The sequence below is a fragment of the Rhodoplanes sp. Z2-YC6860 genome (assembly GCF_001579845.1).
Lineage (GTDB): Bacteria > Pseudomonadota > Alphaproteobacteria > Rhizobiales > Xanthobacteraceae > Z2-YC6860.
This window is the reverse complement of record NZ_CP007440.1, coordinates 6,844,956-6,869,586: the sequence shown is the minus strand read 5'-3', so window position 1 is coordinate 6,869,586 and position 24,631 is coordinate 6,844,956. Positions and strand designations below refer to the sequence as shown.

23 protein-coding genes are annotated in these 24,631 nt (G+C 65.4%); 11 read left to right on the top strand and 12 right to left on the bottom strand.

Translation table 11 applies throughout. From position 1 onward, the window contains the following. The 4 genes from RHPLAN_RS32055 to RHPLAN_RS32040 all read right to left on the bottom strand — a co-directional run bounded on the left by RHPLAN_RS32055 (window position 1) and on the right by RHPLAN_RS32040 (window position 3,728). The gene (locus RHPLAN_RS32055; protein ID WP_068027229.1) at window positions 1–1,218 is read right to left on the bottom strand and encodes an FAD-dependent oxidoreductase; all 1,218 of its coding nucleotides are present in this window, start codon (window positions 1,216–1,218) and stop codon (window positions 1–3) included. A 14-nt stretch (window positions 1,219–1,232) separates the two neighbouring features. Beyond that, entirely contained in the window at window positions 1,233–1,610 is a 378-nt protein-coding gene (locus tag RHPLAN_RS32050) for a VOC family protein (protein ID WP_068027226.1), read from the bottom strand. Window positions 1,611–1,827: 217 nt separating this feature from the next. After that, the gene (locus RHPLAN_RS32045) at window positions 1,828–2,718 is read right to left on the bottom strand and encodes a VOC family protein (protein WP_068027223.1); all 891 of its coding nucleotides are present in this window, start codon (window positions 2,716–2,718) and stop codon (window positions 1,828–1,830) included. 86 nt (window positions 2,719–2,804) lie between these two features. Next, a complete protein-coding gene (locus tag RHPLAN_RS32040; RefSeq protein WP_068032160.1) occupies window positions 2,805–3,728 on the bottom strand; it encodes a fumarylacetoacetate hydrolase family protein in 924 nt (307 codons plus the stop codon). Window positions 3,729–3,873: 145 nt separating this feature from the next. Between RHPLAN_RS32040 and RHPLAN_RS32035 the strand changes: the two genes are divergently transcribed. The 8 genes from RHPLAN_RS32035 (at window position 3,874) to RHPLAN_RS32000 (ending at window position 11,409) form a co-directional block, all read left to right on the top strand. Beyond that, window positions 3,874–4,299 carry a VOC family protein gene (locus RHPLAN_RS32035; RefSeq protein ID WP_068027218.1) on the top strand — a complete coding sequence of 142 codons (426 nt, stop codon included), beginning with the start codon at window positions 3,874–3,876 and terminating at the stop codon, window positions 4,297–4,299. A gap of 102 nt (window positions 4,300–4,401) precedes the next feature. Next, complete coding sequence (locus tag RHPLAN_RS32030; protein WP_068027215.1) at window positions 4,402–5,040, top strand: GntR family transcriptional regulator; 639 nt, start codon at window positions 4,402–4,404, stop codon at window positions 5,038–5,040. A gap of 220 nt (window positions 5,041–5,260) precedes the next feature. Next, a complete protein-coding gene (locus RHPLAN_RS32025; RefSeq protein WP_442971793.1) occupies window positions 5,261–5,728 on the top strand; it encodes a (2Fe-2S)-binding protein in 468 nt (155 codons plus the stop codon). Between the two features lies 1 nt (window position 5,729). Continuing rightward, the gene (locus RHPLAN_RS32020; protein ID WP_084246012.1) at window positions 5,730–7,961 is read left to right on the top strand and encodes a xanthine dehydrogenase family protein molybdopterin-binding subunit; all 2,232 of its coding nucleotides are present in this window, start codon (window positions 5,730–5,732) and stop codon (window positions 7,959–7,961) included. A gap of 71 nt (window positions 7,962–8,032) precedes the next feature. Then, window positions 8,033–8,893 (top strand): aspartate dehydrogenase, encoded by an 861-nt coding sequence (locus RHPLAN_RS32015; RefSeq protein WP_084246691.1) that lies wholly within the window; start codon window positions 8,033–8,035, stop codon window positions 8,891–8,893. A gap of 7 nt (window positions 8,894–8,900) precedes the next feature. Beyond that, window positions 8,901–9,686: an SDR family oxidoreductase gene (locus RHPLAN_RS32010; protein WP_068027209.1), complete on the top strand. Its 786-nt coding sequence runs from the start codon at window positions 8,901–8,903 to the stop codon at window positions 9,684–9,686. Next, window positions 9,686–10,372: an RraA family protein gene (locus RHPLAN_RS32005; RefSeq protein WP_084246010.1), complete on the top strand. Its 687-nt coding sequence runs from the start codon at window positions 9,686–9,688 to the stop codon at window positions 10,370–10,372. The genes RHPLAN_RS32010 and RHPLAN_RS32005 overlap by 1 nt, the downstream gene beginning before the upstream one ends. A 68-nt stretch (window positions 10,373–10,440) precedes the next feature. Beyond that, window positions 10,441–11,409, top strand: coding sequence for a Bug family tripartite tricarboxylate transporter substrate binding protein (locus tag RHPLAN_RS32000; RefSeq protein ID WP_068027206.1), 969 nt, complete (start codon window positions 10,441–10,443; stop codon window positions 11,407–11,409). 99 nt (window positions 11,410–11,508) lie between these two features. On the opposite strand, the gene RHPLAN_RS31995 is transcribed toward RHPLAN_RS32000, so the two are convergent. Next, on the bottom strand, window positions 11,509–11,688 hold the full coding sequence (locus RHPLAN_RS31995) for a hypothetical protein (RefSeq protein ID WP_068027203.1): 180 nt from the start codon (window positions 11,686–11,688) through the stop codon (window positions 11,509–11,511). 31 nt (window positions 11,689–11,719) lie between these two features. Between RHPLAN_RS31995 and RHPLAN_RS31990 the strand changes: the two genes are divergently transcribed. After that, window positions 11,720–12,982, top strand: coding sequence for an ABC transporter substrate-binding protein (locus RHPLAN_RS31990; protein WP_084246008.1), 1,263 nt, complete (start codon window positions 11,720–11,722; stop codon window positions 12,980–12,982). A gap of 37 nt (window positions 12,983–13,019) precedes the next feature. Here the strand turns inward: RHPLAN_RS31990 and RHPLAN_RS31985 are convergent, their stop codons facing one another. Then, on the bottom strand, window positions 13,020–14,237 hold the full coding sequence (locus RHPLAN_RS31985; protein ID WP_068027198.1) for a hypothetical protein: 1,218 nt from the start codon (window positions 14,235–14,237) through the stop codon (window positions 13,020–13,022). Then, a complete protein-coding gene (locus RHPLAN_RS31980; RefSeq protein ID WP_068027195.1) occupies window positions 14,234–15,196 on the bottom strand; it encodes an amidohydrolase family protein in 963 nt (320 codons plus the stop codon). Before RHPLAN_RS31980 ends, RHPLAN_RS31985 begins: the two co-directional genes overlap by 4 nt. A 73-nt stretch (window positions 15,197–15,269) precedes the next feature. On the opposite strand from RHPLAN_RS31980, the gene RHPLAN_RS31975 reads away from it, so the two are divergent. Continuing rightward, complete coding sequence (locus tag RHPLAN_RS31975) at window positions 15,270–16,253, top strand: Bug family tripartite tricarboxylate transporter substrate binding protein (protein ID WP_068027193.1); 984 nt, start codon at window positions 15,270–15,272, stop codon at window positions 16,251–16,253. A 437-nt stretch (window positions 16,254–16,690) separates the two neighbouring features. On the opposite strand, the gene RHPLAN_RS31970 is transcribed toward RHPLAN_RS31975, so the two are convergent. Beyond that, a complete protein-coding gene (locus tag RHPLAN_RS31970; protein WP_068027189.1) occupies window positions 16,691–18,532 on the bottom strand; it encodes an FUSC family protein in 1,842 nt (613 codons plus the stop codon). Window positions 18,533–18,559: 27 nt separating this feature from the next. On the opposite strand from RHPLAN_RS31970, the gene RHPLAN_RS31965 reads away from it, so the two are divergent. Beyond that, window positions 18,560–19,444, top strand: a complete 885-nt coding sequence (locus RHPLAN_RS31965; protein ID WP_068027186.1) for a 5'-3' exonuclease — start codon at window positions 18,560–18,562, stop codon at window positions 19,442–19,444. A 796-nt stretch (window positions 19,445–20,240) separates the two neighbouring features. Here the strand turns inward: RHPLAN_RS31965 and RHPLAN_RS31960 are convergent. The 4 genes from RHPLAN_RS31960 to fcl all read right to left on the bottom strand — a co-directional run bounded on the left by RHPLAN_RS31960 (window position 20,241) and on the right by fcl (window position 24,601). Then, window positions 20,241–22,049 (bottom strand): amidohydrolase, encoded by a 1,809-nt coding sequence (locus RHPLAN_RS31960; RefSeq protein WP_068027183.1) that lies wholly within the window; start codon window positions 22,047–22,049, stop codon window positions 20,241–20,243. A gap of 54 nt (window positions 22,050–22,103) precedes the next feature. Further along, window positions 22,104–22,541, bottom strand: coding sequence for a hypothetical protein (locus RHPLAN_RS39910; protein ID WP_157100628.1), 438 nt, complete (start codon window positions 22,539–22,541; stop codon window positions 22,104–22,106). Between the two features lie 144 nt (window positions 22,542–22,685). Then, a complete protein-coding gene (locus RHPLAN_RS31950; RefSeq protein ID WP_068027178.1) occupies window positions 22,686–23,516 on the bottom strand; it encodes a collagen-like domain-containing protein in 831 nt (276 codons plus the stop codon). 131 nt (window positions 23,517–23,647) lie between these two features. Then, window positions 23,648–24,601 (bottom strand): GDP-L-fucose synthase, encoded by a 954-nt coding sequence (gene fcl / locus RHPLAN_RS31945; protein ID WP_068027176.1) that lies wholly within the window; start codon window positions 24,599–24,601, stop codon window positions 23,648–23,650. Window positions 24,602–24,631: the final 30 nt, after the last annotated feature.

Sequence of the window (24,631 nt, the reverse complement as noted above, 5' to 3'; positions counted from 1 at the left end):
CTACTCGATCTGTTCCGCATCGCGCAGGCTTTCCAGGAGCGACGCACGCAGGAGAAACTTGCGAGCCAGGACCGGATCTTCGGCGGACCTGCGAAGCTCTTCGTGGTTGCGCCGGCGCACCGCAGGCTCGCGCTCCTCGAGCAGCCGCTTGTTGCGGATGGTCTGGGCCTGGGTGTGCTTGATCGCGATCTGCCGCCGTTGCCTGTCGTATCGGTCGAGTTCGCCGTCATGCGCTTCTCCTCGCAAGACCCGGACCAGCTTGTCCGCAAGGTTGAAGGCGTCATGCACGCCGCTGTTCAGTCCCATGCCGCCGATCGGGCTGTTCACGTGGGCTGAATCGCCGACCAGGATCACGCGCCCGACGCGGAACTTCTTCGCGACGCGCTGATGCACCGGGTACAGGTTGAAGCCGCAGATGTCGAAGTCGCCATCGATCGGCAGGAAGGCCTTGAGCCGCGCCTGCATCGCCTTGTGATCGGTGAGCTTGGCCTCGTCCTCGTCCGGGTCCGTCGGGAAGTGGATACGCCAGCGGTCCGGCGGGCCTTTCCAATGGAACAGGTTCGAATACTCGACCGGATCGGAGATGTAATTGCGCTCGGTGAAGCCGTGCTTCTTGAAGTCGTAGGCGACTTCGATGTTGAGCGTGCGCTCCGGATAGGTGAAGCCCTCGAATTCGAGCCCGAGCTCCTTGCGCACGATGCTGCGTGCGCCTTCTGCGCTGACGAGGTAGCCGCCCGACAGCGTCTCGGTTTCGCCGTCCGGGTTGGTGACCTCGACGGTCACGCCATCGGCGCTCTGGCTGAAGCCGGTAAACGTCGTCGACATCCGCACCGTGACCAGCGGGTGCGCCTTGGCCATGGCGAGCGCTTCTTCGATGATCTTGATGCGCTCGCACTGCAGGACGAACGGGAACTTGGTGTCGTCCTTCAGGTGAACGTGGTCGAACTCCGCGATGACGGCCGAATCCTGCCGGTCCCAATACTGGAACTTCGGGGCGACGATGCCGCGCGGCAGCAGGCGCTCGTACAGCCCGATCCTGTCGAAGAACTCGAGCGTCGAAGGATGGTTGCTGCCGGCGCGCGGCACCTGCTGCAGATAGTTGTCGTCCGACAGCGCCTCGATGAGGACGATCGGCACGCCCTGTTGTGCGAGAGCGAGCGTCAGGCACAGGCCCACGGGGCCTGCGCCGATCACGATCACGGATTGCTTCGCTGGCATTGGCTGTTGCCCGCCTACTTGGCAACCACGTCTTTCACCGCTCCGGCCCAGCCGGAATGCGTGAGATCGAACACGATTCCGTTCGGGTCGCGATACTTGGCCTCGTAAAACGAGTTCGGCGAGGTCGGCCGTCCGGCGAGATATTCGCCGCCGGCTTTGACGACCTTTTTCTCGCTGGCATCGAGGTCGTCGACCCACATGCCGAAGTGATAGATGCCGACCTTTTCCTTGTCGCCTTCCTTCTTGAGGAGCGCGACGTTGACGATGCCGTCGGACATATAGATGCCGCGGCGTGCCTTGCCGGCGCGCTTCATGTCGAAGGCCTGCTCGAAGAAGCGGGCAGAGGCTTCCGGGTCTTCGACGATCAGTGCGACGTGACGGAGTTTTGCCATCGGGTGGCTCCCTTGTGAGAATGGATTTGACTGACGATTGAACGCGGTGCCCGCTAACGCAAGCAGAAGGCACCGAGCTGAGTAAATCTGATAAGAAACAGTAGTTTTTCTAATGATACGGCGCGCGCGAACATGCAGCGGGACGTGTTGCAGCAGCAACGTCCTGCTCGCGGCTTGGCGATGATCTGGATGGACGTGAGGCCTGCGGCTTCGCGGGCTATTTGGCGAAGTTGATGAACTTCGCGGTGGGCGGTGTGCCCCACATGTCGCGTTGCAGGCTCGGATCCCACACCTTCGGCCTTTGCGGCAGGTCCCGGTGCCAGGGTTTCGGATCGAAATATCCGCCTTCCTCGTCCGACATCCTGTCCAGCTCGGCGAAGAACTCGACCATCTGTCCGTCGGGATTGAAATGATAGGCGGCGACGTTGTGTCCGGGCCCATGCCGAACCGGGCCCCAGACGATCTCCATCCGCTTCTGCCCGAGCACGTCGCAGGAATTGTGCAGATGAGCGGCGTCGCGCATCTCGAACGCGATGTGGTGCATCTTGGCCGGTCCACGGATGAAGTTCACCGTGTGATGATCCGGCCCGCAGCGCAGGAACACGAAGAAATCGCCGATCCAGTCCGAGGTCCGAAAGCCGAGCACCTGCTCGTAGAAATCCGCGACGGCCTTCGGATCCGGCACCGCGAAGGCCAGGTGGCCGAGTTTCAGGGCCACCGCGCCGCCGACACCCGGCCCCTTCGCCACGAAACGCGGCTCGGAGAACAGCTCGATGGTGGTGCCTTTCAAATCCTGAAACGTGAGGACGTTCGCGAGGCCTGGGATGGAGTCGCTGCGCGTCTCGCTTTTCAATCCCTTGGCGGTCAGCTCGCGCGCCATGTCGGCGAAGCTCACCGCAGGCGACACCTCGAACGACAGGCGGTTGCAGCTTTGCTGCGAGCCGTGCTCGAGGACCACCGCGAGCTGTCCGGCGTTGCTGCCGAGGAATGCGCGCTTGGGCTCGCGATCGACGAGGTGCAGCCCGACGACCTCGCGGTAATAGTCGATCTGCCTGTCGAGGTCCGTCGTCGTGAACGAGGCGTGCCCAATTCGCTTGGCTTTGATCATGTGCGTCTCTTAACGCGCCGGCGCGAGAGAGTTACGCATGGACTTCCCGGCTGAAATCCGCTGCGCGCTTGCGGGCCATGCCGTCGTCAGGATTGAATGACGGGATTGCGCAGGCTGCCGATGCGTTCGATGCTGGCGACCACGTCGTCGCCGGGCTTGAGATACGTGTTGGTGCCCATGCCGACGCCGTTCGGCGTTCCGGTCGCGATCACGTCGCCCGGCTGCAGCGTGAGGATCGACGACAGGTAGGCGATCTGCTCGGCGACGGTGAAGATCATCGCGGCGGTGCTGTCGTCCTGCATCGTCTTGCCGTTGACCTCGAGCCGCAGCTTGAGCTTTTGCGGATCGTCGATCAGCGCGGCGGGGACGAGCCACGGCCCAAATGGTCCGAACGTGTCGAAAGACTTGCCGCGGAACCAGTCGAACTTGAATGGATAATCGTTCCGCCGCGTCATGTCGCGCGCGCTGATGTCGTTCATGATCGTATAGGCGGCAACGTGATCGAGCGCCCGGTCGAGCGGGATGTTGCGGCCGCCCTGGCCGATCACCGCCGCGAGCTCGACCTCCCAGTCCACTTGCTTGGAAACGGCGGGAAGCACGATCGGCGCGTCCGGTCCGACCACGCTGGTGGACGCCTTCATGAAGACGTAGGGGGCGCTTTCAGCCTTCGCGGCCAGCACCGTTCCCATCTCGTTGGCGTGCTCGATGAAGTTCGATGCCGTCGCGAAAATGCGATGCGGGGTAAACGGCTGGACCAGACGGGACGGGGCCACAGGGCCGAGCTTCAGCGTTCCGGCCTGGGCCTGTCCGGCGATCCGGGCGAGCTCCGAAGCGATGGCCGGCCAGTTGCCGAACTCGGACAGGAGACCGCGCGCCGCGACGGCTTGCAGCGCGGGGGACGGATGCGCGGCAAAAAGCGGTTCCAGATCATAGGCTTTACCGTCGAGCACCAGCGCCGGTGCGTAATGTCCGCCGCCTGCGTCACAAGTCGCCAAAGCGTGCCAAACCACGAGAAACCGCTCCTCTTTCCATCCAACAGGCAGCCGCAGGTCCGCAAATCCCTGTTGCGTGTGTATGCTTTGCATATTAGATTGTATGCATCAAGTGCCGCTTGATGCGGCGCACCCTGTTTCTTTGATCCAAGGAGAAGGTCCAGTGGCCGCCAAGGTTCGTCACATCGCGATCGCAGTGAAGAATCCGGAGAAAGCCGCGCAGTTCTTCGAACAGGCGTTTGGCATGACCCGCGCCGGCAACGCCATGCGCGGCGTGTATCTCACGGACGGCATCATGAACGTGGCGTTGCTGAACTTCGGCGAGGAGCCGGTGCCGGGGTTCGAGACGCAGAAGGACTACGAGGGGCTGATCCACTTCGGCATGTGGGTCGACGACACCGATCGCGCCGACAAGCTGATCAAGGACGCGGGCGGCAGCTACATGACCGGCCGCTTCGAGAAGGATCCGAACGTGTTCTACGAGGTCAAGTACAAGACCCCCGAGGGCATCGTGTTCGACGTGACCGCGAACGGCTGGAAGGGCGCGGTGAAGGACGTCGTGCCGGCCGGCGGCGCCAAGGCAGCCTGACCCGGGCATGTCCGATGACAGCGCCGCGCCGGGCAGGACAGCTTGCCCGGCGTGGAGGCTTTGGATACATCGTCTGACAGCAGAATTTCTGGGGATTCGACAATGACGACGATCGCCGCGCGGGTTCAGAAATCGCTGACCACGAAGATCGTCAAAGGCGAACTCAGGCCCGGCTACAAGCTCGACGAAAAGGCCCTGGCCAGCGAGTTCGGCGTGTCGCGAACGCCCATTCGCGAGGCCCTGCGCGAGCTCGGCGCGCGCGGCCTGATCGAGCTCGTGCCGCATCGCGGCGGTATCGTCGCGCAGATCAGCATCGACCAGCTCGCCGACATGCTCGACGCCGAATGCGAGATCGAGGCGCTCTGTGCACGGCTCGCCGCGCAGCGCATGACCGCCGTGGAGAAGGGCGCCCTGCAGGAGTGCCACAACCAGGCGAAAGAATTGACGCGCGAGAAGGACGAGACGCGCTACCTCGTCATCAACCAGACCTTCCACGACATGATCTGCGACGGTGCGCACAACGCCACGCTGACGACGATGGCGCGCGAGCTGCGCACGCGCCTTGCGCCGTTCCGGCAATCGCAGTCGGGGGAGCGCAGGCTGTCGCGCTCGCACGAAGAGCATGCCAAGATCGTGGACGCGATCCTGAGCGACAATCAGGACGCGGCCTACAACGCCATGCGGCTGCACAACGCCCGGCTCTCGAGCGGCATCCTCGGGCTGCTCCGGTCCGGCAAGTAGCCGCCGGACGCGGGCAAGCTGGAAGCGCACCCGCCATCTGACAGAACGACCGCACTGACCGGCTGATCCGCAATTCCTTCGGATCGCGGGACCATTTCCGGCGCGCCGCAGCGGGCCGCGGCCTTGTCGGCGTCATCGAGCGCTGCGGCTGAAAAACGCATACTCCCTCTTATTGTATGCATAACACAATAATGATATACAAAGCCGAGGAGGCGTCAGCATGACCCAGATGATCCAGACATCCGTGCGCGTGAACGGCGTCGACCGGCAGGTCCAGGCGCATCCCGACACGCCGCTGCTCTGGGTGCTGCGCGAAACTCTCAAGATGACCGGCACGAAATACGGCTGCGGCGTTGCGCAATGCAGTGCCTGCCTCGTGCACATCGACGGTGTGGCCGCGCAGTCGTGTCAAATTCCGCTCTCCGAAGTGGGGAGCCGCGCGATCACCACGATTGAGGGGCTCTCCCCCGACTCCTCGCATCCCGTGCAGAAGGCGTGGATCGCCGAGCAGGTGCCGCAATGCGGCTACTGCCAGTCGGGGCAGATCATGCGCGCCTCGGCGCTGCTGAAAAAGAATCCGCGCCCCTCGCGCGACGACATCCTCGCCGAGATGCAACTCAATCTCTGCCGTTGCGGATCGTATCGCCGCATCGTCGCGGCGGTCGAGCGCGCCGCGCGGGAGGGCTGAGATGCGCGCAGCGACCTCCGGCATTCCTGAAATCTCGCGCCGAACCCTGCTGGGCGGGTTGGGCGGCTTCGCGCTCGGCTTTGTCCTGAACGAACGCGGCGTGGAGGTCTTCGAGGCTCGCGCGCAGAACACGTCGTTCAAGGCCAGTGCCTGGGTGTCCGTCGCAACCGACGGCACCGTCACGCTCATGTGTCCCACCTCCGAGATGGGGCAGGGCATCTACACGTCGTTGCCGCTGATCTTCGCCGAGGAGATGGACGCGGACTGGAGCCGTGTGCGTGTCGCGCAGGCGCCGGTGGATGCCGTGTTCAACAATCCGGTGCATTTCAACAGCCAGGGCGTCGGCGGCAGCCGCAGCATGCGCGGCTACTGGATGCCGATGCGGCTGGCCGGCGCGCGGACCCGGCAGATCCTGATTGCGAACGCGGCGGCGCGCTGGAGCGTACCGGCATCCGAGGTCGCCACCGAGCCGGGCAAGGTGATCCACGCCGCCTCGGGCCGCTCGATGAGCTACGGCGAGATCGCGAGCTTCGCGACCGTGCCGGTCGATCTTGCGGCGCTGAAGGACAGCGATCTGAAGCCGCAGGCGAACTGGCGGCTGATCGGACGCGACGTGCCGCGCGTCGAGGTGCCGGGCAAGGTCAACGGCAGCGCGAAATACGGCATCGACGTGCAATTGCCGGACATGCTCTACGCGTCGGTGCTGCGTCCGCCGGTCGCGACCTTCCCGCACCCGCTCTACGACAAGGCGACGGTCATCGGCCCGGAGCGCGTCGACGACGGCGCGGCGCTCGCGATCGAAGGCGTGCTCAAGGTGGTGAAGCTTCCTCACGGCGTTGCGGTGGTCGGCACCGACTACTGGGCGACCGTGAAGGGCAAGCGCGCGCTCAAGGTCGAGTGGCAGAAAGGCGCAAAAAGCGCGAACTACGACAGCCTCGAAGCGCTCGACGAGTTCGCCGCCACCGCGCGCGATCCGTCGCGCAGCGGCGTCACGCGTGGCAACACCGGCGATGTGCCGGCGGCGTTCAACGCCGCCGCGAAGACGTTCGCGGGCGAGTTCTCCTCGGAACACGTCTATCACGCGGCCATGGAGCCGATGAACGCGACCGCCTGGGTGCGCGGCGATGAGGTGGAGCTGTGGAGTCCGACGCAGGGCCAGACCTGGGCCCGCGACACCATCGTGAAGGTGCTCGGCGTGCCGGCGGACAAGGTGAAGGTCCACACCACCATGCTGGGCGGCGGATTCGGGCTGAAGACCGAGCAGCTCACCACGGTCGAAGCGGTGCGGTTGTCGCGCGAGATGGGCAAGCCGGTCAAAGTGATCTGGAGCCGCGAGGACGACGTGCAGAACGGCGCCTACCGCCCGGCGGCGGCGCACCGGCTGGAAGCTGCGGTCGACAGCAATGGCAGGATCACCGGCTGGAAGCATCGGCTGGTCGCGGATTCGGTGACGTGGCGCGCGCGCACGTCGCAGTTCGAGCAATTCAAAGGCTTCGACGTGGTGGTGATGTCGGGGGCCGTCACGCCTTACAACATCGCCAACAAGCACCACGAATTCATCCATCAGGATCGCGGTGTTCCGGTTGGCTACTGGAACGCCAACGGCGCAGGGCTCACCAACTTCGCGATCGAATGCTTCATCGACGACATCGCCAGGGAGCTCGGCAAGGATCCGGTGGCGATCCGCCTCGAGATGCTGAGCGAGCCGCGTGGGCGGCGCACGATCGAAGAGGCGGCGGCGATGGCCGGCTGGGGCCGCAGCCGCGAGGGGCGGGCGCTCGGCATCGCCTACAGCGACGGCGGCGAATGGAACTGCAAATGCGCGCAGGTCGCCGAGGTTTCGGTCGACCGCGCGTCCGGCGTCATCAAGGTCCACAAGATCTTCGCGGCGGTCGATCCGGGCATCGTCGTGCAGCCGGGCCATCTCAAGCAGCAGATCGAGACCAGCATCCTGTTCGGGCTCGGCACCGCGCTGCGCGAGCGCATCACGCTGAAGCAGGGCGAGGTGCAGGAGGCCAATTTCTACGACTATGAGCTGACGCGCAGCGCCGGCGTTCCCGACATCGAGGTCAAGATCGTCGACACCGGTTTCAAAGGCATCTCGGGCGCGGGCCAGCCGGGCGTCCCGCCGGCCGCGCCGGCGGTCGCCAACGCGGTCGCGGCGCTGACCGGCGTGAGGCTCAGGCGGATGCCGATGCTGCCGGAGCGCGTGAAGGCCGCGATGCGATCCTGAGTGAAGCAAGCCCTGCAATCCCACGAACCAGGCCCGGCGCCGTGCCGGCCGCCGCAATGAATGCGAACCCGATGAACAAGCACGAAGCCGCCAGTCCCCCGCCATCCGCCGCGATCACCCAAGGCGGTCCGCTCCGCGTCGCGATCGTCGGTCTCGGCGCGATCGGCGCGACGCTTGCGGACAAACTGAAAGGCGGCGCGGTGCCGGGCATCGAGCTCGTCGCGGTGTCGGCGCGCGACACCGCGAAGGCTGAGCGCGTCGCGGCCGAGCTTGGCGGCGGTGTCCGGGTTGCGGCGATTGCCGATCTGCCGAAGGTTGCCGACCTTGCGATCGAATGCGCGCCGGCCGCGATCCTCGAACAGATCGCCCGGCCCATGCTGGAGGCGGGCAAGAAGGTGATGGTGCTGAGCGTCGGCGCGCTGCTCAGCCATCCCGAACTGCTTGAGCTTGCCGGCCGGCACCACGGCCAGATCATCGTGCCGACCGGCGCGCTGCTCGGCCTCGATGCGGTGGCCGCCGCCGCCGAAGGCGTGATCCATTCGGTGCGGATGAAGACGACGAAGCCGATCAAGGGGCTTCTGGGCGCGCCCTATCTCGTCGAGAACAAGATCGACGTCAGCAACGTCAAGGTGCCGACCAAGGTGTTCGAAGGCACCGCGCGCGAAGCCGCGATAGGCTTTCCGGCGAATCTCAACGTCGCGGTGGCGCTGTCGCTCGCGGGTATCGGGCCGGACCGGACGGTTCTGGAAATCTGGGCCGATCCAGCGATCGAGCGCAACACGCACCAGATCATGGTCGATGCCGATTCCGCGAGCTTCGAGATGACGATCCGCAACATTCCGAGCGAGAACCCGAAGACCGGAAAAATCACCCCGCTCAGCGCGGTCGCGGCGTTGCGCAAGCTCAACGCGCCGCTGCGCGTCGGATCATGAGGACGACATGAATTTGGGACTGAAAGGCAAGGTTGCTCTGGTGCTGGCCGCAGGCGGCGGTCTCGGCGAGAGGATCGCCGGAACGCTGGCCGAGGAGGGGGCGACGGTCTGCGTCTCCGACGTCAACGAAGCCGCGCTCGACGCGGTCGCAGGCAACATCGTCAAGAACGGCGGCGCCGCCGAGGCGTTTCCCGTCGATCTCTCCGATCTCGCGGCGCTGGGCGAGATGGTGGAGGAGATCGTCGAGACCGTGGGCGAGATCGACGTCCTCGTGAACATCACCGGCGGGCCGCCGGCCGGCCCGATGGCCGGCACCGCGCCGGAGGTGTGGGAGAAGCACTTCCGCGCCATGGTGCTGTCGGTGACGCGCGTCACCGACCTCGTGCTGCCCGGCATGCGTCGGCGCAAGTGGGGCCGCATCGTCACCAGCGTGTCGTCCGGCGTGGTGATGCCGATCCCCGATCTCGGGCTGTCCAACGCGCTGCGCTCGACGCTCGTCGGCTGGTCGAAGACGCTGGCGCGCGAGGTGGCGGCCGACGGCGTGACCGTGAATGTGATCGTGCCCGGCCGCATCGCGACCAAGCGCATCCGTCAGCTCGACGAGACGCGGGCGGCGCGCGAGAAGCGGCCGCTGGAGGAGATCGTCGCGGCGAGCACCGCGACGATTCCGATGCGGCGCTACGGCGAGCCGCAGGAATATGCGGACATGGTGGCGTTCCTCGCGAGCGCGCGCGCGTCCTACGTGACCGGGTCCATGGTTCGGGTCGATGGCGGCCTGATTGGGAGTATCTGATGACTGACGGAATTGACCCCGCTGCAAAGCGGATGATCCGCGAGCGCTTTCTCGCGGTCGACACCTCGAACGTGGCCGACGTGCTCGACCAGATGGGGTTGTTCGATCAGGGGCTCGCGGCGGATTTCCGTCCGTTCCCCGCCGATGCAGGCAAGCTCGCGGGCTTTGCTTATACGATCCGCGGCCAGATGGCGCCCTACGAGGGCACCGGCGACGCGGCGAAGATGGAAGCCTGCCAGGGCGTCGGCCCCGACGAGATCAGCGTGTGGAGCGGGGACGGCGCCGGCATCTGCTATTTCGGCGAACTGATCGCGCTCGGCATGAAGGAGCGCGGCTGTGTCGGCGCGCTGGTCGACGGCGGCATCCGCGACGTGCGCTGGCTCGGCGAGCATAGCTTCGCGGTCTATGCCCGCTACCGCACGGCGGTGCAGTCGATCGGCCGCTGGCGCGTCACCGGCAAGCAGGAGCCGGTCTATCTTGCGGGCGCGACCAGCGAGCGCGTGGTGATTCATCCGGGCGATTTCGTGCTCTGCGACGAGGACGGCGGCATCGTCATTCCGGCGGGCCATCTCATGAGCGTGCTGGAGGCGGCCGAGGAGCTCACCCGCAAGGAGGTGCTGATCCGGCAGGAGATCGCCTCCGGCATGACGCTGAAGCAGGCCCTCGACAAGTATGGGCACGTTTAGCCGACGCGGCCGGGCGCGCCGCGACTCACGTCAACTGCAGCGATCGAGCAAGTAAGAGTGCGACGACGATGACAAAGTTTCCCGCAGCAATCCTGTCGGCCTTTCTCGCGGTTTCCGCGGGCGCGCAGGCCCAGGATTTTCCGACCCGGCCGGTGACGATGGTGGTGCCCTACGGCGCCGGCAGCCCGGCCGACGTGATCGGGCGCCTGCTCGCGCAGCGCATGAGCGAGGCGCTCGGCCAGCAGGTGGTGGTCGAAAACATCGCGGGCGCCGGCGGCACCGTCGGCGTCACTCGCGTGGCCAAGGCGCCGCCGGACGGATACATGTTCGTGCAGGGCGGCACCGGCACCCACGCGCAGAGCCAGACGCTCTACAAGAACCCGCCCTATGACGCGGCCAACGATTTCACGCCGCTGGCGCTGATCGCGGAGTCGCCGCTGGTGCTGGAGGTGCGCAAGGATCTCCCGGCGGACGATCTCAAGGCCTTCATCGCATACGCGAAGACCCATCCGACGACCTACGGCTCCGCGGGCGTGGGGTCCGCCACTCATCTGAGCTGCGCGCTGCTGACCGACGCCGCAGGATTCAACGCAACGCACGTGCCGTATCGCGGCATGGGGCCGGTCATGCAGGATCTCACGGCCGGGCGCATCGACTTTGGCTGCGACTTCGTCCTCGGCGCACTGCCGCAGGTCGAGGGCAAGGTGCTGAAGGCACTCGCGGTGCTGACCAAAGAGCGCTCGGCGGCCATGCCGGACGTGCCGACCGCGTCCGAGCAGGGGCTGAAGGATTTCGAAGCCTACAACTGGAACGCCATGTTCCTGCCCAAAGGCACACCGGAGCCGGTCGTCAACAAGCTGCACGCTGCGTTGATGACGGCGCTCGACACGCCATTGGTCCAGGAACGGCTGCTCAAGCTCGGCGCGGTGATCCCGAAGCCCGGGCAGCGCACGCCGGCCTATCTGCGCGAGTTCGTCAAAAGCGAAATCGTGAAATGGGCCGGGCCGATCAAGGCGAGCGGCGCCGCCGCGGAGTAGCGTCGATATGAACCAAATTCGAGTGGAACAGCACTCTCTCGGCTGAAACACCGGTCGATTCCGGTAGGGAGCGCCAGCGGGATTTGATCCCGCGACAGTTCAGCCGATCAGAACGGTTGCCAGCGCAAGTCCGATCCCCAGAACATCGGCGCCGAACAACGCGTCGAAGCGCAATGCGCTGATGGTCATTCCGGAGTTTGTTGCCAAGGCGTACAGCACGATGGCGACGGCCGCGCCGGTCGAGAGCAGCGCGACGACTTCACGACGTCCATGATTCATCAGTGCAACGGTCCTTTGGCCTGACGGTGTTATGGCAGGCCTGCGGCATTGTGTCAGGCCCCTGCCGGCAGGTTGTATACGGCGACGCTGGAATCAACTTCGGATGAAATCGTGGCGGCGGTTCGGCAGCGTCGCACCGTTCGCCCGCGCGATTGGGCAGCGCTTGCCCATCCGGCGCTGGCGATCCGGCCGGCGCCACGTCCTGGTAGAAGTGAAGCACGGGTGCGCTATGCTGAAGGTCACGGCGCAAAGCCGGACGACGCGTGCTGCGATCGTGCGCGAACCAGGGGAGGGCGTTATGCGGAATGGCTGGTCTTCAATCCGGGTTTCAGGTGCCCTCAAGATGCTGGCGGCCCGGCTATCGGCCCTGGGCATCGTCACAGCGCTGCTGGCCGTGCCCACGGCGAACGCCGAACCGTTGAAGGTCGCGATCTCGCAGCGCGGGTTCTGGGACAGTTCGTTCATCGATTTTGGGATCAAGCAGGACTTCTTCAAACAGGAAGGGCTCGAGATCGAGCCCTTCTACACCGATGGCGGGGCATCCACGCTCGATGCGGTCATGTCCGGAAGCGTCGACATCGGCATGTCGAACGGCCTCCTGGGCGTGGTCGGCCGCTATTCGAAGGGCGCGCCGATCAGGGTCGTGTCGGCCGAGATGACGGGCGCGAGCGACGCCTTCTGGTATGCGACGGCGGAAAGCGGCATCCGCTCGTTGAAGGACGCAGCCGGAAAAACCATCGCGTTTTCGTCGCCGGGATCGTCGACGAACCTGATGGTGCTGGCGCTGTTGAAGCAGTCGGGGATCGCCGCGAAGCCCATTGCTGCGGGCGGGGCGCCTGCGACCTTCACCCAGGTCATGACGCGCCAGATCGACATCGGCTGGTCGGTGCCGCCATTCGCGCTCGGTCCGCTGTCCGAAGGCAAGATCGCGATCGTCGCCAAGGGCAGCGATATTTCCGAAATCGGCGGCCAGACCCTGCGCGTGAACGTGACGCGCGCGGATGTGCTCCAGAAGAAGCGCGACCTGCTGACGAAATTCCTCAAGGTCTACCAGCGCGCGGTCGACTGGGCGTACCAGGACGACCGCTCCCTGACTTATTACGCCGAGGCGAACCGGGTCACCGTGGATTTGGCCAAGCGCACGCGGGAGTTCTATCCCAAGGCCGCTCTCCAGATCGCGGAGGTCAAAGGTCTCGAACTGACCCTGCGCGATGCCGCCGACCAGAAGTATACGGCGAAACTGCTTGAGCCGAAGGACGTGTCGGGTCTGTTCGATCTTCTGTACAAACCGTAGCGCAACGCCGTGCCGGCGCCGCTCGATGTGATCCGGGTCACGGCCCTGCTTGCGTCGGCGGCGCTTGCGCGGAGCATCGGTCGGAGTCACCGCTGCGGCTGAGCGCTTGAGCCAGAAACGTTGCCAGGGTGCGATACCCCAGCTCGTTGTAGTGTTCCCATTCGTCCGGGCCATGAATGAAGTTGTCGGCGGCAACAGCGCGCGCCGCAGGCCTTGAGTCCAGAAACCGCGCGCCGGCCTTGGTCGTCATATCGCGCACCCACGAACACATCTGGTCGCTTTTTCGTTCCAGGGCCGCCGAACCCGCTGTGCTCGTAAAGAGCTCATCGTTCGTCTCATACCGATAATGCACGGTTGGGTTCGCCTTGCGATACACCGTCAATGGCGCCGGGATGTAGACGACCGTGATGGAAATCGCCGGAAAGCGATGACGCAGCCAAAGCAGCGAGCGCTCGAACACCGCCAGGCCTTTGCGGATGTCGTCATCATCGAGTTGCATCGGCGGGGCCTCCACCAGCGGCACATCCAGTTCAGCCTGGCCCACGATGACCTTGTTTGGACCCGATAGGGTCTCCGTCAAATCGCTGAGCTTGAGATTTCTGTATGCGAACAGAAATCGCGTCATTCGGCTGATCGTATCGCCAAGTTGAAGACGGCACTGCCAGAATGAAAAGTGCGCGTACTCGGTGGAGAGAAATTGGTCGATTGCCGTCGTGTCGCTCTTGCCAAATCGCTGATGGACGCGTTGGAGGAAACGCAGATTGTCCTCGATGTCGTTGCCCTCGTAAAAATAAGCGATGATCTGGTCCGGCTCGGGGATCGTCGGAAAAATCAGGCAATGGCTCCCGGCAAGGATCCGTGCGGGCTGCCGTACGAAACCTTCCGCATTGCCGGCTCCTCCGCGGCCGAAGCTCACGACGTCCCGGCGCAAGATCGCGTGCAGGACATCGACGGAGCCGAACGGCAAGGCTTCGTTGCCTCCGTTTTTCAAGAGCCAGTTGCCGAGGCCTTCGGCGTAGGAATCGCCAAGCACGGCGACATAGTTTTGCGGCACGAACCCCGCTTTGGAGCGTTGCAGCAGAACGCCGGCGGTCTCCGGCAGATGGGGCCGGCTTTGCAGTTCGACGTTGGGCAGGAAAACGCGGAAGAATATCAATTCGATGATGAGATAACCGGCGATGATTGCGATGAGCGTGATCAGCGCGTTCAGGGACGCGGCGCGAAGTCCAGGCCAGAGGCGGGCACTCGGTCTCATCGGCTACGGCTCAGCAATGTCTCGCCGTTCGCTCGCCCGATTCGGGTCCGCGCCTCGTCATCCAATCTTGGCGACGCGGCCAGCGTGCGCACCGACGCTTCGACGTAGCTGTCCGGGACCTGCGGATAATCGGAGCCGAAGACGATGCGGTCGAGCCCGACGACATCCCGGAGCAGGTCGAACACCGGATCGAACGCGGCGAGCGCCACGTCGTAGTGGAAGTGACGGAGCCCTTGCCTGATGGCATCCCGGTCGCGGTCTGCCTGAAGCACATGACCCGGGGTCAAAAAGGACTCCATGAGTGTCATCCGGTGCAGCAGGTACGGCATCGCGCCGCCGGCGTGCGAGAAGATGAACCGGATGTTCGGATATCGGACCGGAATCGAGTGCCGCAGCAAATTCGCGATGCAGCGCGTGGTGTCGAATGCGTATTCGAGCAGCGAAGCCGGAAAATCGAGCGCCAGCAGGTTGAGCCCAGGCGGCGTGACCGGGTGAACGAACACCAGCGCGTTCCTGGCGTTGAGGCTCGCGAGCACCGGCTCGAACAGATCGCTCCCGAGATACTGCCCGTCGTAGCTCGTGGAGAGCATGACGCCGTCGAGCCGCAGATGATCGAAAGCGTGGTCGATCTCATGCAGCGTGTCCGAGACATGCGGCATCGGCAACGACGCGAACGCGCCGAAGCGGGCCGGATGCGACCGGATGCAATCGGCGAACAGTTCGTTGAGCAGGCGCGCCAGCCGGACCGCGATGGCGCGGTCGCGGTAGAGCAGGTCGGCATCGGGCGCCGACACCACGGCGGTGGCGATGCCCATTCGGTCCATGAACGCCAGTGCCTCGCGCGCCGTCCATCCCTTTGGAAACGGTCGTCCGCCCATCGTGGTGCGGCCGGTTTCGGCGAGCGCCTCGAAGAACGCGGCCGGTCTCGCATGATGATGGAAGTCGATGAGCTGCGGCACGGTTGCGGGTTGTTCACCGGAGGTGGGCCTGTAACATACCTGAAAAATAAGGCTGCGGGTCCGGGGAGGACACATGATCAGTTCAAGGCGATCGTTTCTGCTCGGGTCGCTTGCCGCGCCGGGCCTGGCTGCCGCCGCGCGAAGCTCCGCGTTTGCACAAGGCAATTGGCCGTCGGGAATCATCTCGCTCGTCGCCCCCGCACCGGCGGGCGGCTCGCTCGATATCCTCGCGCGTCTTTTCCAGCCCGATCTCCAGCAACGGCTCGGCGCAACCGTCATCGTCGAGAATCGCAGCGGCGGCGGCACATCGCTTGGCGCGGCTTTCGTGGGCAAGGCTCCGCGCGACGGCACCAAGTGGCTGATCAATGCCGATCCGCAGTTCTTGAATCCGTCGCTGCTCGTCAGCCTGCCCTACGATTGGCAGAATGACCTCGATCCGATCCTGCTGCTCGGCACATCGCCGAATGTGCTCGCTGCGGGTCCCGACACACCCTATCGAACGTTGAGCGAGGTGCTCGACGCGGCGCGACGGCCTGCGGGAGTCAATCTTGCGGTCCTGATCGACACGCTCGGTCATGTGTCGATGGTGCTGCTCGGCAAGCTTGCGAAAGCGAACCTGACGGCCGTCACGTATCGTGGTGCGCCGCAGGCCTTGAACGATGTCATCGGCGGCCACGTGCCTCTGATCGCAGGCAGTGCAAGCCTGCTGGCGCCATATCTCGCCGATGGCAAGCTGCGCGGCATCGCGCAGACCGGCACGGAACGCCTGCCGGCGTTGAAGGACATTCCGACCGTCAGGGAGAGCGGCTTCCCGGATTTCAGCGCGCCGTCGTTCTGGGGCTTCTATGCGCCGTCGAAGACGCCATCCGCGATGGTAGACCGCTTCGTCTCGGAGCTCATGTCGATCGTCAAACGCCCGGATATGCAGTCGAAGCTATCGACGACGATGCTTCTCGATGTGACGCTGGCCGGTCCTGACGAGTTTCGGAAGTTCTTTTATGAGCAGGTCGCGAAGTGGCGCTCGGTCATTCTGGAAAACAACCTGCAGCACACGTGAGTGATCGAGCTTATTACCCTCTGTGCCTTGCATTGCTGAAGGTAGCTGTCCGCGATAGCTGAGTGGTTCAGACCGGCACGCCGGCGTCGCCATCGATGGGCGCCGCCTTGGCTGCATACTGCTCGGCAATTTCCACCGCCAAGGGATAGGTCCAGGTTCGCTGGCATTTACTGCAAACGAACGTTGTTTTCCGCATGGACCGCGACTGCGGATGCGGCAGAGAGGTCACGTAAAGCAGTTCAGTCCGGCACTTTGGGCAACGGGCTGTTTCAAATTGAGCCTGTGACATTGATATTCCATTCGGCCGGACGGCCATATTGTAAGTTGAATAGTAAACTTTTTAGACAACGTGGACTGGGCATCGCGCGGCTCCGGCGGCGCGGGAATGGACACGGGTCCCCACGATCTTACGTGGCCCGTTCCTTGGCGCCTTCGGGCTACCGGGCCAATGAGCGGGACAGATCGTCGAGCTCTTCTTTCAAGAACTCCGGCATCTCTGAGGCTATCGTGGCGGGCCGCCCGTCCGTTGCTGCGTTCGCAAGTATGTCCAGCGCGTTACTGACGTTCGTAAACCCATCCGCTCCGAACTCTTTGCGCGCGATCTTGATCGCTCGATCGGGGCCTGCGTCTTCCAGCATCCAGCAGAACGCGAGCACCCGATAAAGCAAGCGCTGCGCCGAGATCACTGCGGGCCACAATTCTTCCGCATAACGGCGGTCTTGTGCCCGCGCACCGGCGCCAAGCTCATACGCCGTAAGCAGCACGATCGCCCGGTGCTGCAGATTGCGGCGCGCCCGCTTGGCCTCGGTGGACACCGCGTCGCCGGTGGCGACGAAATTCAACACCTCCTGCGCGGCCTTCAGCGCGGCGGCCAATTCCTGCGGGATCTGAACCGCGACCGCGCGCGGCGCCGTCACCAGCAGCACGCCGATGCCGATCGCGCAGCCGATCACGGTGTCGACGCCGCGGTCCCACAGCATCACCAGGATGCTCGGCGCCTCATGGCCGCCGGACGACATCGTCAGCGCGATCGCGGTGATGAAGAGGACGGCCAGCGTGTAGTTGCGGATCACGAGCAACTCGATGACGAACTGCAGCGCGCCAAGCGTCAGCGCGAGCCAGAGGCCCTGCGGTTCGAGCCAGAGCACCACGCCCGCGAGCACAAGACCGAGCAGGGTGCCGATCACGCGCTCCACGGTGCGCTGCAGGCTGCGGCTCCAGTCCCAGCCCTGATGCAGAATGAGGACGGCGGCGGCGACCATCCAATAGGCGCGCTCGATGTTGAATGCGGCTCCCACCAGGCCGGACACCGCCGCTGCGAGGCCGACGCGGAGCGTTACCACGAGAACGGGTGACGGCCAGATCAGGCTTTCGCGCAGGGATTCGGCGAGGCTGAGCCGTCCCAGCGGCAGGTGCTCGGGCGCTTCGCGCGCGGACGGGCTCTGTTTCAACCGCGCCTCGGTGCCGAGCTCGCGAGCCTGCTTTACGCGCGTGTCGCGATCAGGGAAGCCCGGCCCGGCGCTGATGCCGTCGATGAACAGCCGGTGCAGCTCGCGGCTGATCGAGCGCAACCGGTGCAGCACGCTGTCATTGGAGGGGCGCGCCGGCTGACGCGACACGAGCGTGTTCCAGGTGTCGTGCAGAGCCAAGGCGGCGGCATGCCGGGCTGTGTCTTCGGCGGAGCTGCCGACCGCCTGCAGGAAGCGGGCGACCGCTGCGCTCGCCGCGGCCACCGCGTTGCGCTCGGGCCCGCGCGGATCTCTCAACGTGCCGGCGAGGCGCACCAGCAGCGAGAGGCCGCCGCCGGCGAGCACGAGCAGTCCCGCATGCCACCAGGTGAGATGCTGGATCGGAAGGCCGGTGCCGACCGCGCCGGCCAGCGCGAACATATAGGCGCCGGGAGGGCCCATGCGAAACGCGTTGCAGAGGAACGTCGCGCCCATCGCCACCAGCACGACGGTGACGATGGCGGCCGGGCCGAACGTCTGTGACCAGACGCCGAGCGCCACAGCGCATGCGAAGCCAAGGGCCGTCGTCGCCAGCACCAAGGCGCGGTTCCGATACGGACGGTCGGCGCCGTAGAGCGCCGTGAACGCGCCGATCGCGGCGATCAGACCTGCCGGAACGTCGCCGGCGGCCCAGCCGATCGCGACGGGCGCAGCGAGGCAGATCGACGTGTGGACGGCAAGCCACCAGCGCCACGGCCCGGGCCGCAGCTCGATCAGCTGGCGGAGCCGGAACGAAGCGGCTTGCGAGGCTTGTGGCAACGAGCGGTTCATGTGCTAGCGTTCAGTGGAGCAACTGTTATGTCCGCAAAACAAATCCGCCGCGCGGCAAAACGCAAGCCCGCCGGGCCGTTGCTCGCGGTCGATGGCGATTCTTTCGCGCACCGCTCCTACCATGCGTTGCCGAAGACCATCCGGATGGCCGGCAACAAGCCCGCCGGCGCCGTGCTGGGCTTCGCCAATTTCCTCCTCAAATTATATGAAGCCGAGCAGCCCCGCGCCGTTGTCGTTGGCTGGGATACGCTCGAAGCGCCGACCTATCGGCACAAGGCGTTCGCGGCCTACCAGTCGGGCCGGCAGTTCGATCGCGAGCTTCTTGCGCAATTCCCGCTACTTCGCGAGTTCGTCGCCGCCTGCGGCTTCGTCAATGCGCGGAAGGCCGGCTACGAGGCCGACGATTTCCTGGCGGCTGCTGTGGCGCTGGCAAAGAAGCGCAAATGGCCGGTCGTGGTGGCGAGCGGTGACCGCGATACGTTCCAGCTCGCGTCGGAGACGAGCACCGTTCTCTATCCGGTTCGCGCCGGCGAGATCGCGCGCATCGGACCCGAGCAGGTGGTCGAGCGATACCGGGTGCTGCCCGAGCAGGTGCCGGATTTCATCGCGCTGCGCGGCGATCCGTCCGACAAGCTGCCCGGTGCGAAAGGCGTGGGAGCCGATGGCGCGGCCGCGCTGCTGCTGAAGTACGGCACGCTGGAAGCCATGCTGAAGGCCGGGCGGTTTCAGCGCGAGGCGGAGCAGCTTCGGTTGTTTCGCAAGATCGCGACGATGGACAACAAGGCGCCGCTGCCGGTGGTGAAAGCCACGAAGCCGGACTGGGTCAACGCCGCGGCCCTGGCGCGCAAGTGGCAACTCGGCAAGCTCGCCGAGCGGCTTGAGCGGCTCGCGGATCAGCCAAGTCACTCCTAGTACTGGGCCCGCGCACTCTCCCCACCTCATCCTTCGAGACGCTGCGCTGACGCGCGGCTCCTCAGGATGAGGTGGGGAGAGAGCGAGCCTCATTTTTCACTTTGCATTCTCGCAAATCACGTTTAGACGCGATTCTGCCTCGTTCACTGAGGGCGTCATCTAGAGACGTCTATTTGGCGGAGCGGGGTGTGGCGCCTGCAGGCGTGGCTCGTGACCACGTCCCAGGGTGCGAGGTCATCGTCCGTCCCCGATGAGGGGGCCGCCTTCAGTGGCAGGGCGCGGTCGGGTGAAAGCGGGCGCAAATGCCCCCTGGAGCATGGTGGGTGAAAGCCCAGCCGGTCCGATCGAATCTCGAACGGTGGCCTCGCAATAAATCGCCACAAGTGGAGCGCCGGGAGGCGAGCGGGCTTCGCAAAAAGCCCGCGGCACCTCCCAAGGTGCCGACGACCACGTAGCGCCAACCGGCGCTCCGCGCCCTCACTCTGTGAGGGGGAGGAAAAGAGAGAGGCGCTGGCCCCGCGCCTGCTTTGAAGGGGCCGATGAATCACGCCTGGATCGATGTTGAAGGGATGCGCTGAAAAGCGCGGGCTGTTTGACAATTGAATCAGAAGATCAAAGCCGAGCTGCCGCAGCACGCCCACCCTCCCCTGGAGGGCAGGGCGATCGCATATGGCTCGCTGTTGCGATTTGGTCCCCTCTCCCGCAAGCGGGAGAGGGGACTCGTGGCCTCGCCCGCGAACAATGCGATCGCCCTGCCCTAGAGGGGGAGGGTGAGCACCACCGTCGTTGGCTGACTTCACCCAAACCAGCCTGGCGTCTCGTGCATCACCTTGCCGCCGACCATGGTCATCAGCGCGGTGGTCTCGGAAATCTTGTCCTCCGCGACCATCAGCGGATCGGCGCTCAACACCGCAAGATCGGCGAACTTGCCCGCTTCGAGCGAGCCTTTCCGGCTTTCGTCGAAGCTGAGATAGGACCCGTTCAATGTCGCGCAGCGCAGCGCCTCCATGCGCGACAGCGCCTGTTTCATGCCGACCTGACGGCCGGATTTGTAGTCCTTGCGCACGATGGTCTGCTGCACCGGCAGCCAGAGCGAGATCGGCACGTTGTCGGTGCCGAGCGACACCGTGACGCCAGCCTCGCGCAGCGCGTTCATCGGCACGATGTGGTCGTACTGATCGGCGGGCAGTTTGTTCGCGGTCGCGTCCAGCGCCTTGTAGAGATAGGCGTTGGTGTGCGTGGTCAGCACGAGGCCCATGCGGGCGATGCGCTCGACGTCGCGCGGCGAGATCACGTTGACGTGGCTGATCACCCAGCGCCGGCCCTTGAGCGGGACCACACGGTCGACCTCCTCGTAAAGGTCGAGCATGCCAAGGCCGCCGCCGCCCGCGATCGCGCAGGGGCGGATGTCGTTCTTCGCACAATGCAGCAGCAGCTCTTTCACCTTGTCGCGCGGCAGGCCGTGGTTGGAGTTGAAGCCGGCCCAGCCGGTGTAGGGGGCGGCCTCCGCGCGCGCGTCGTCGGCGGCGCTGCGGCCGATGTGCACGTAGAGCCCGCCCATCTTCAGCCAGTCGTTGCCGAAGCCGGGTTCGCTGAGCCAGCCCATCCACGCTTCGACGAAAGGCCCGAGCGGCGCGTTGCCGGCGGCGGTCCAGTTGGCGCTGAGCGCGAGCGTGGCGCGCATGGTCAGCGTGCCGTCGTGATAGGCCTGCTTGTAGACCTTCAACAACTCGGTCGCGGCGCCGTGGCCTTCGAACACACTGGTGGTCCCGAAGCTGTGATACGCCTTGGCCGAAAGCGGCAGCGCGCGCAGCCGGTCGGCCTGCGTGAACTGCGTCGCCTCGCGGAACCAGATCATCTCGGCGATCGGCGCCATCTCCTGCTCGACGAAGACACCGGTCGGATCGCCGTTCACGTCCTTCTGGATCACGAGAGTCGGCGAGGGCGATGGGGTGTCGCGGGTGATGCCGGCGCGCTTCAGGGCTTCGGTGTTGGCGCAGGAGACAATCGGGAAGGTGCCGCGCCAGTAGCCCCAGATCGCGCGGATGTAGACCGGATTGTTCGGCGCTGCCGCATCAAGCTCCTGGCGGGTCGGCCAGCGCTTCTCCGCGAGGATGTCGGGCACGTCGAAATAATAGGGCGGATCGCCGATCGGCATGGTGACGATCCATTCGCCGGGCTTCTTGCCGCGGGCGAGCTCGGCAATGCGGTCCTGGATGTCCTTGATCGAGCGCACCGGTCCCAACGCGGGGAACACGTTGCGCAGCGCCTCGCGATCCATATGTGCGTGGCCGTCGTTCAGGCCCGGAATGACGGTGCGGCCGTTAAGGTCGCGCACGATTGTGCCGGGCGCAGTGTGCGCCGCCATGCTGGCGTCGGAGCCGACCGCGATGATGCGATCGCCGGAAACCGCGACCGCCTGCGCGACCCTCGACTGGCCGTCGATGGTGATGATCTTGCCGTTCTTGAGGACGAGATCAGCCGGACGGCTGGCCGCCGATTGGGCGGCGGCGGGCAGACGCAGTCCCGGCGTCAGACCGGCAACGGCAGCGGTGCCCGCTGCGCCTTTGAGAAAACTCCGGCGCAGCATTTTGTTGTTCGCCATGGCGTTCCTCCCGACATGCGAGAGGGGGAGCATAGCGGGCGGACCGCATCGCGGTCACTGATCGCGAGGCCGCTTGAGGGCGTCCGGAACGATATTGACCCCGGCCCAGCCCCTCTTGGGTGCGCCGGCGGCGTGGCAACCCAGGCAGTCGGCTTTGGTCTTGCCGAACCAGGAACCGCCGCCCTCGATGATCGGCTTCTGAACGTAAATCCCGGGCAATGGGTCAAGGCACAGCTTGACGCATTCGTTGTACATCTTCCGCCCTTCGGGGGATTTGAGCTGCGGATCGGCTGCGCCGTAGGGCCGGTAATCTCCGTGGACATTGCCGGAGGTGCAATCCTTTTTGCAGGCCGCCGTCCTGACCCCGAGGGGCTTTGCCCGCAGTGTCACCGGCGTCGCATTTGTCCGTTTTGCAGGAGCCGCATCGGCCAGGGTGTGGGCAAACGACACAACCGCAATGGATACACACAACATCAAAAGACGCACATTCATGACGCGCTCCCAGATCACTCGGGTGACACCATATTCGAACTGCCGGGCTTGCCAACAACTAGCAGCGCCCGACCGGGTCAACTCGCGGTTATGTGTTGTCGCTTGTCCACAGTTGGGCAGAGATTCGTGGCTGCAGCCGGAAACTCAGGGCGCGGCCGGCAGCTTCACGCAGGTGATCACCACCGCAGGGCTTATCACGCCGACGCAACGCGCACCGCGGGGCGGGCTGATGAATGGCGTCGACTGTATCTCGTCCGCGCCACTCACGCAGTAGGCAGCGATCAGCGTTTCGTCCGCGCGGCACGACGCCGAAGGCTGGCCGCGAACCACGCGGAGGTTCAAGCCCGGCGTGCCGGGCTCGCCTTTCGGGCCCTGCGGCCCTGTGTCGCCCTTTTGACCTGTGTCGCCCTTGGGACCCGCGTCGCCCTTGGGACCTGCGTCGCCCTTCGGGCCTGCGGATCCGGCCTCGCTCTTGAGACCTGCGGCGTTGCCGGCTGGACCTTGCGGCCCGGGCTCGCCTTTCGGGCCTTGAGGTCCAGGTTCGCCGCGCGGTCCGGGAGGGCCGGGCGGTCCTTGTTCGCCCTTTGCGCCAGCTTCGCCCTTGGCGCCAGGTTCGCCCTTGGCACCCGGCTCGCCCTTGGCGCCGGCCGAACCCTTGGCACCAGCGGGACCGGCTGGACCCTTTTCGCCGGCCGCACCCTGCTCGCCGGCCGGGCCTTGAGGTCCGGGCGCGCCGGGCGCTCCCGCAGGTCCCGGCGGGCCCGGCTCGCCGGGCGGCGGGAGTTGAGCTTGGGCGTTCGAACTCGAACCCGCGCCGTCGACGGCCTTGCCGTCGTGACCGGCGGTCGCCGATGTCCGGACCAGCGAGTCCTTGAAGGAATCGAATGTGCCGAGATTTGAAAACAGCGTCCCGGCCCCGAGCGTCACCGCCGTGCCGCACGCCAAAGTCACCAGCCACGCCGCCCGGCTATCCATGGGCATCCAATCGGAACCAACACTCGACAACACGGCAAAAGGCGCCGCTCACGAATGCATCCATGATCTTAGGCTTCCGAGCAAGCCGAAATCAGGGATCGCACAGGGGTCGCCGGAACTCACGCGCGCGGTCAGGCGTGGTTGCGGATGAAATCCTCATACGCCTTCGCGAGCCCGTCGCGCAGCGGTGTCATGGCGCGCCAGCCCAGCGCCGCGAGCTTCGCCGTGTCGACGAGCTTTCGCGGCGTGCCGTCGGGCTTCGAGGTGTCGTAGACGAGCTTGCCTTTGTAGCCGACGACGTCGGCGATCGTGCTCGCGAACTCGGCGATGGTCATGTCGGTGCCGATGCCGATATTGACCATCTCCTCGCCGGAGTAACGCTGCATCAGGAACACGCAGGCGTCCGCAAGATCGTCGGCGGACAGAAACTCGCGGCGCGGCGTGCCGGTGCCCCAGATCGTCACGGTCGGCGCGCCGCTCTGCTTCGCCTCGTGCATGCGGCGGATGAGCGCCGCCGGCACGTGGCTATGATCGGGATGGTAGTTGTCGCGCAGCCCGTAGAGATTGGTCGGCATCACCGAGATGAAGTCGGCGCCGTATTGCCGGCGATAGGCCTGGCAGAGCTTGATGCCGGCGATCTTGGCGACCGCGTACCATTCGTTGGTCGGCTCGAGCGGACCCGACAGCAGCGCGCTCTCCGGCATCGGCTGCGGCGCCATCTTTGGAAACACGCAGGTCGAACCGAGAAACAGCAGTTTCTTCACACCAGCCTTGTAGGCCGAGTGGATCACCGCAAGCTCGATCGCGAGATTGTCGTAGAGAAAATCCGCGGGCAGCGAGTCGTTGGCCTTGATGCCGCCGACCTTGGCGGCGGCGCAGAACACCACCTCGGGCCGCGCGCGCTCGATCCAGGCTTCGACATCGGCCTGACGGCGCAGGTCGACCTCGTCGCGGCCGGCAACGATGATGTCGCAGCGCTCGCTTTCGAGACGGCGCACGATGGCCGAGCCCGCCATGCCGCGATGGCCGGCCACCCAGACGCGCTTGCCCGAGAGATTGAACATGAGATCGATTGGCTCCGCCATCGTTCGGCTTCGCTTGCTTATTCCTGCATG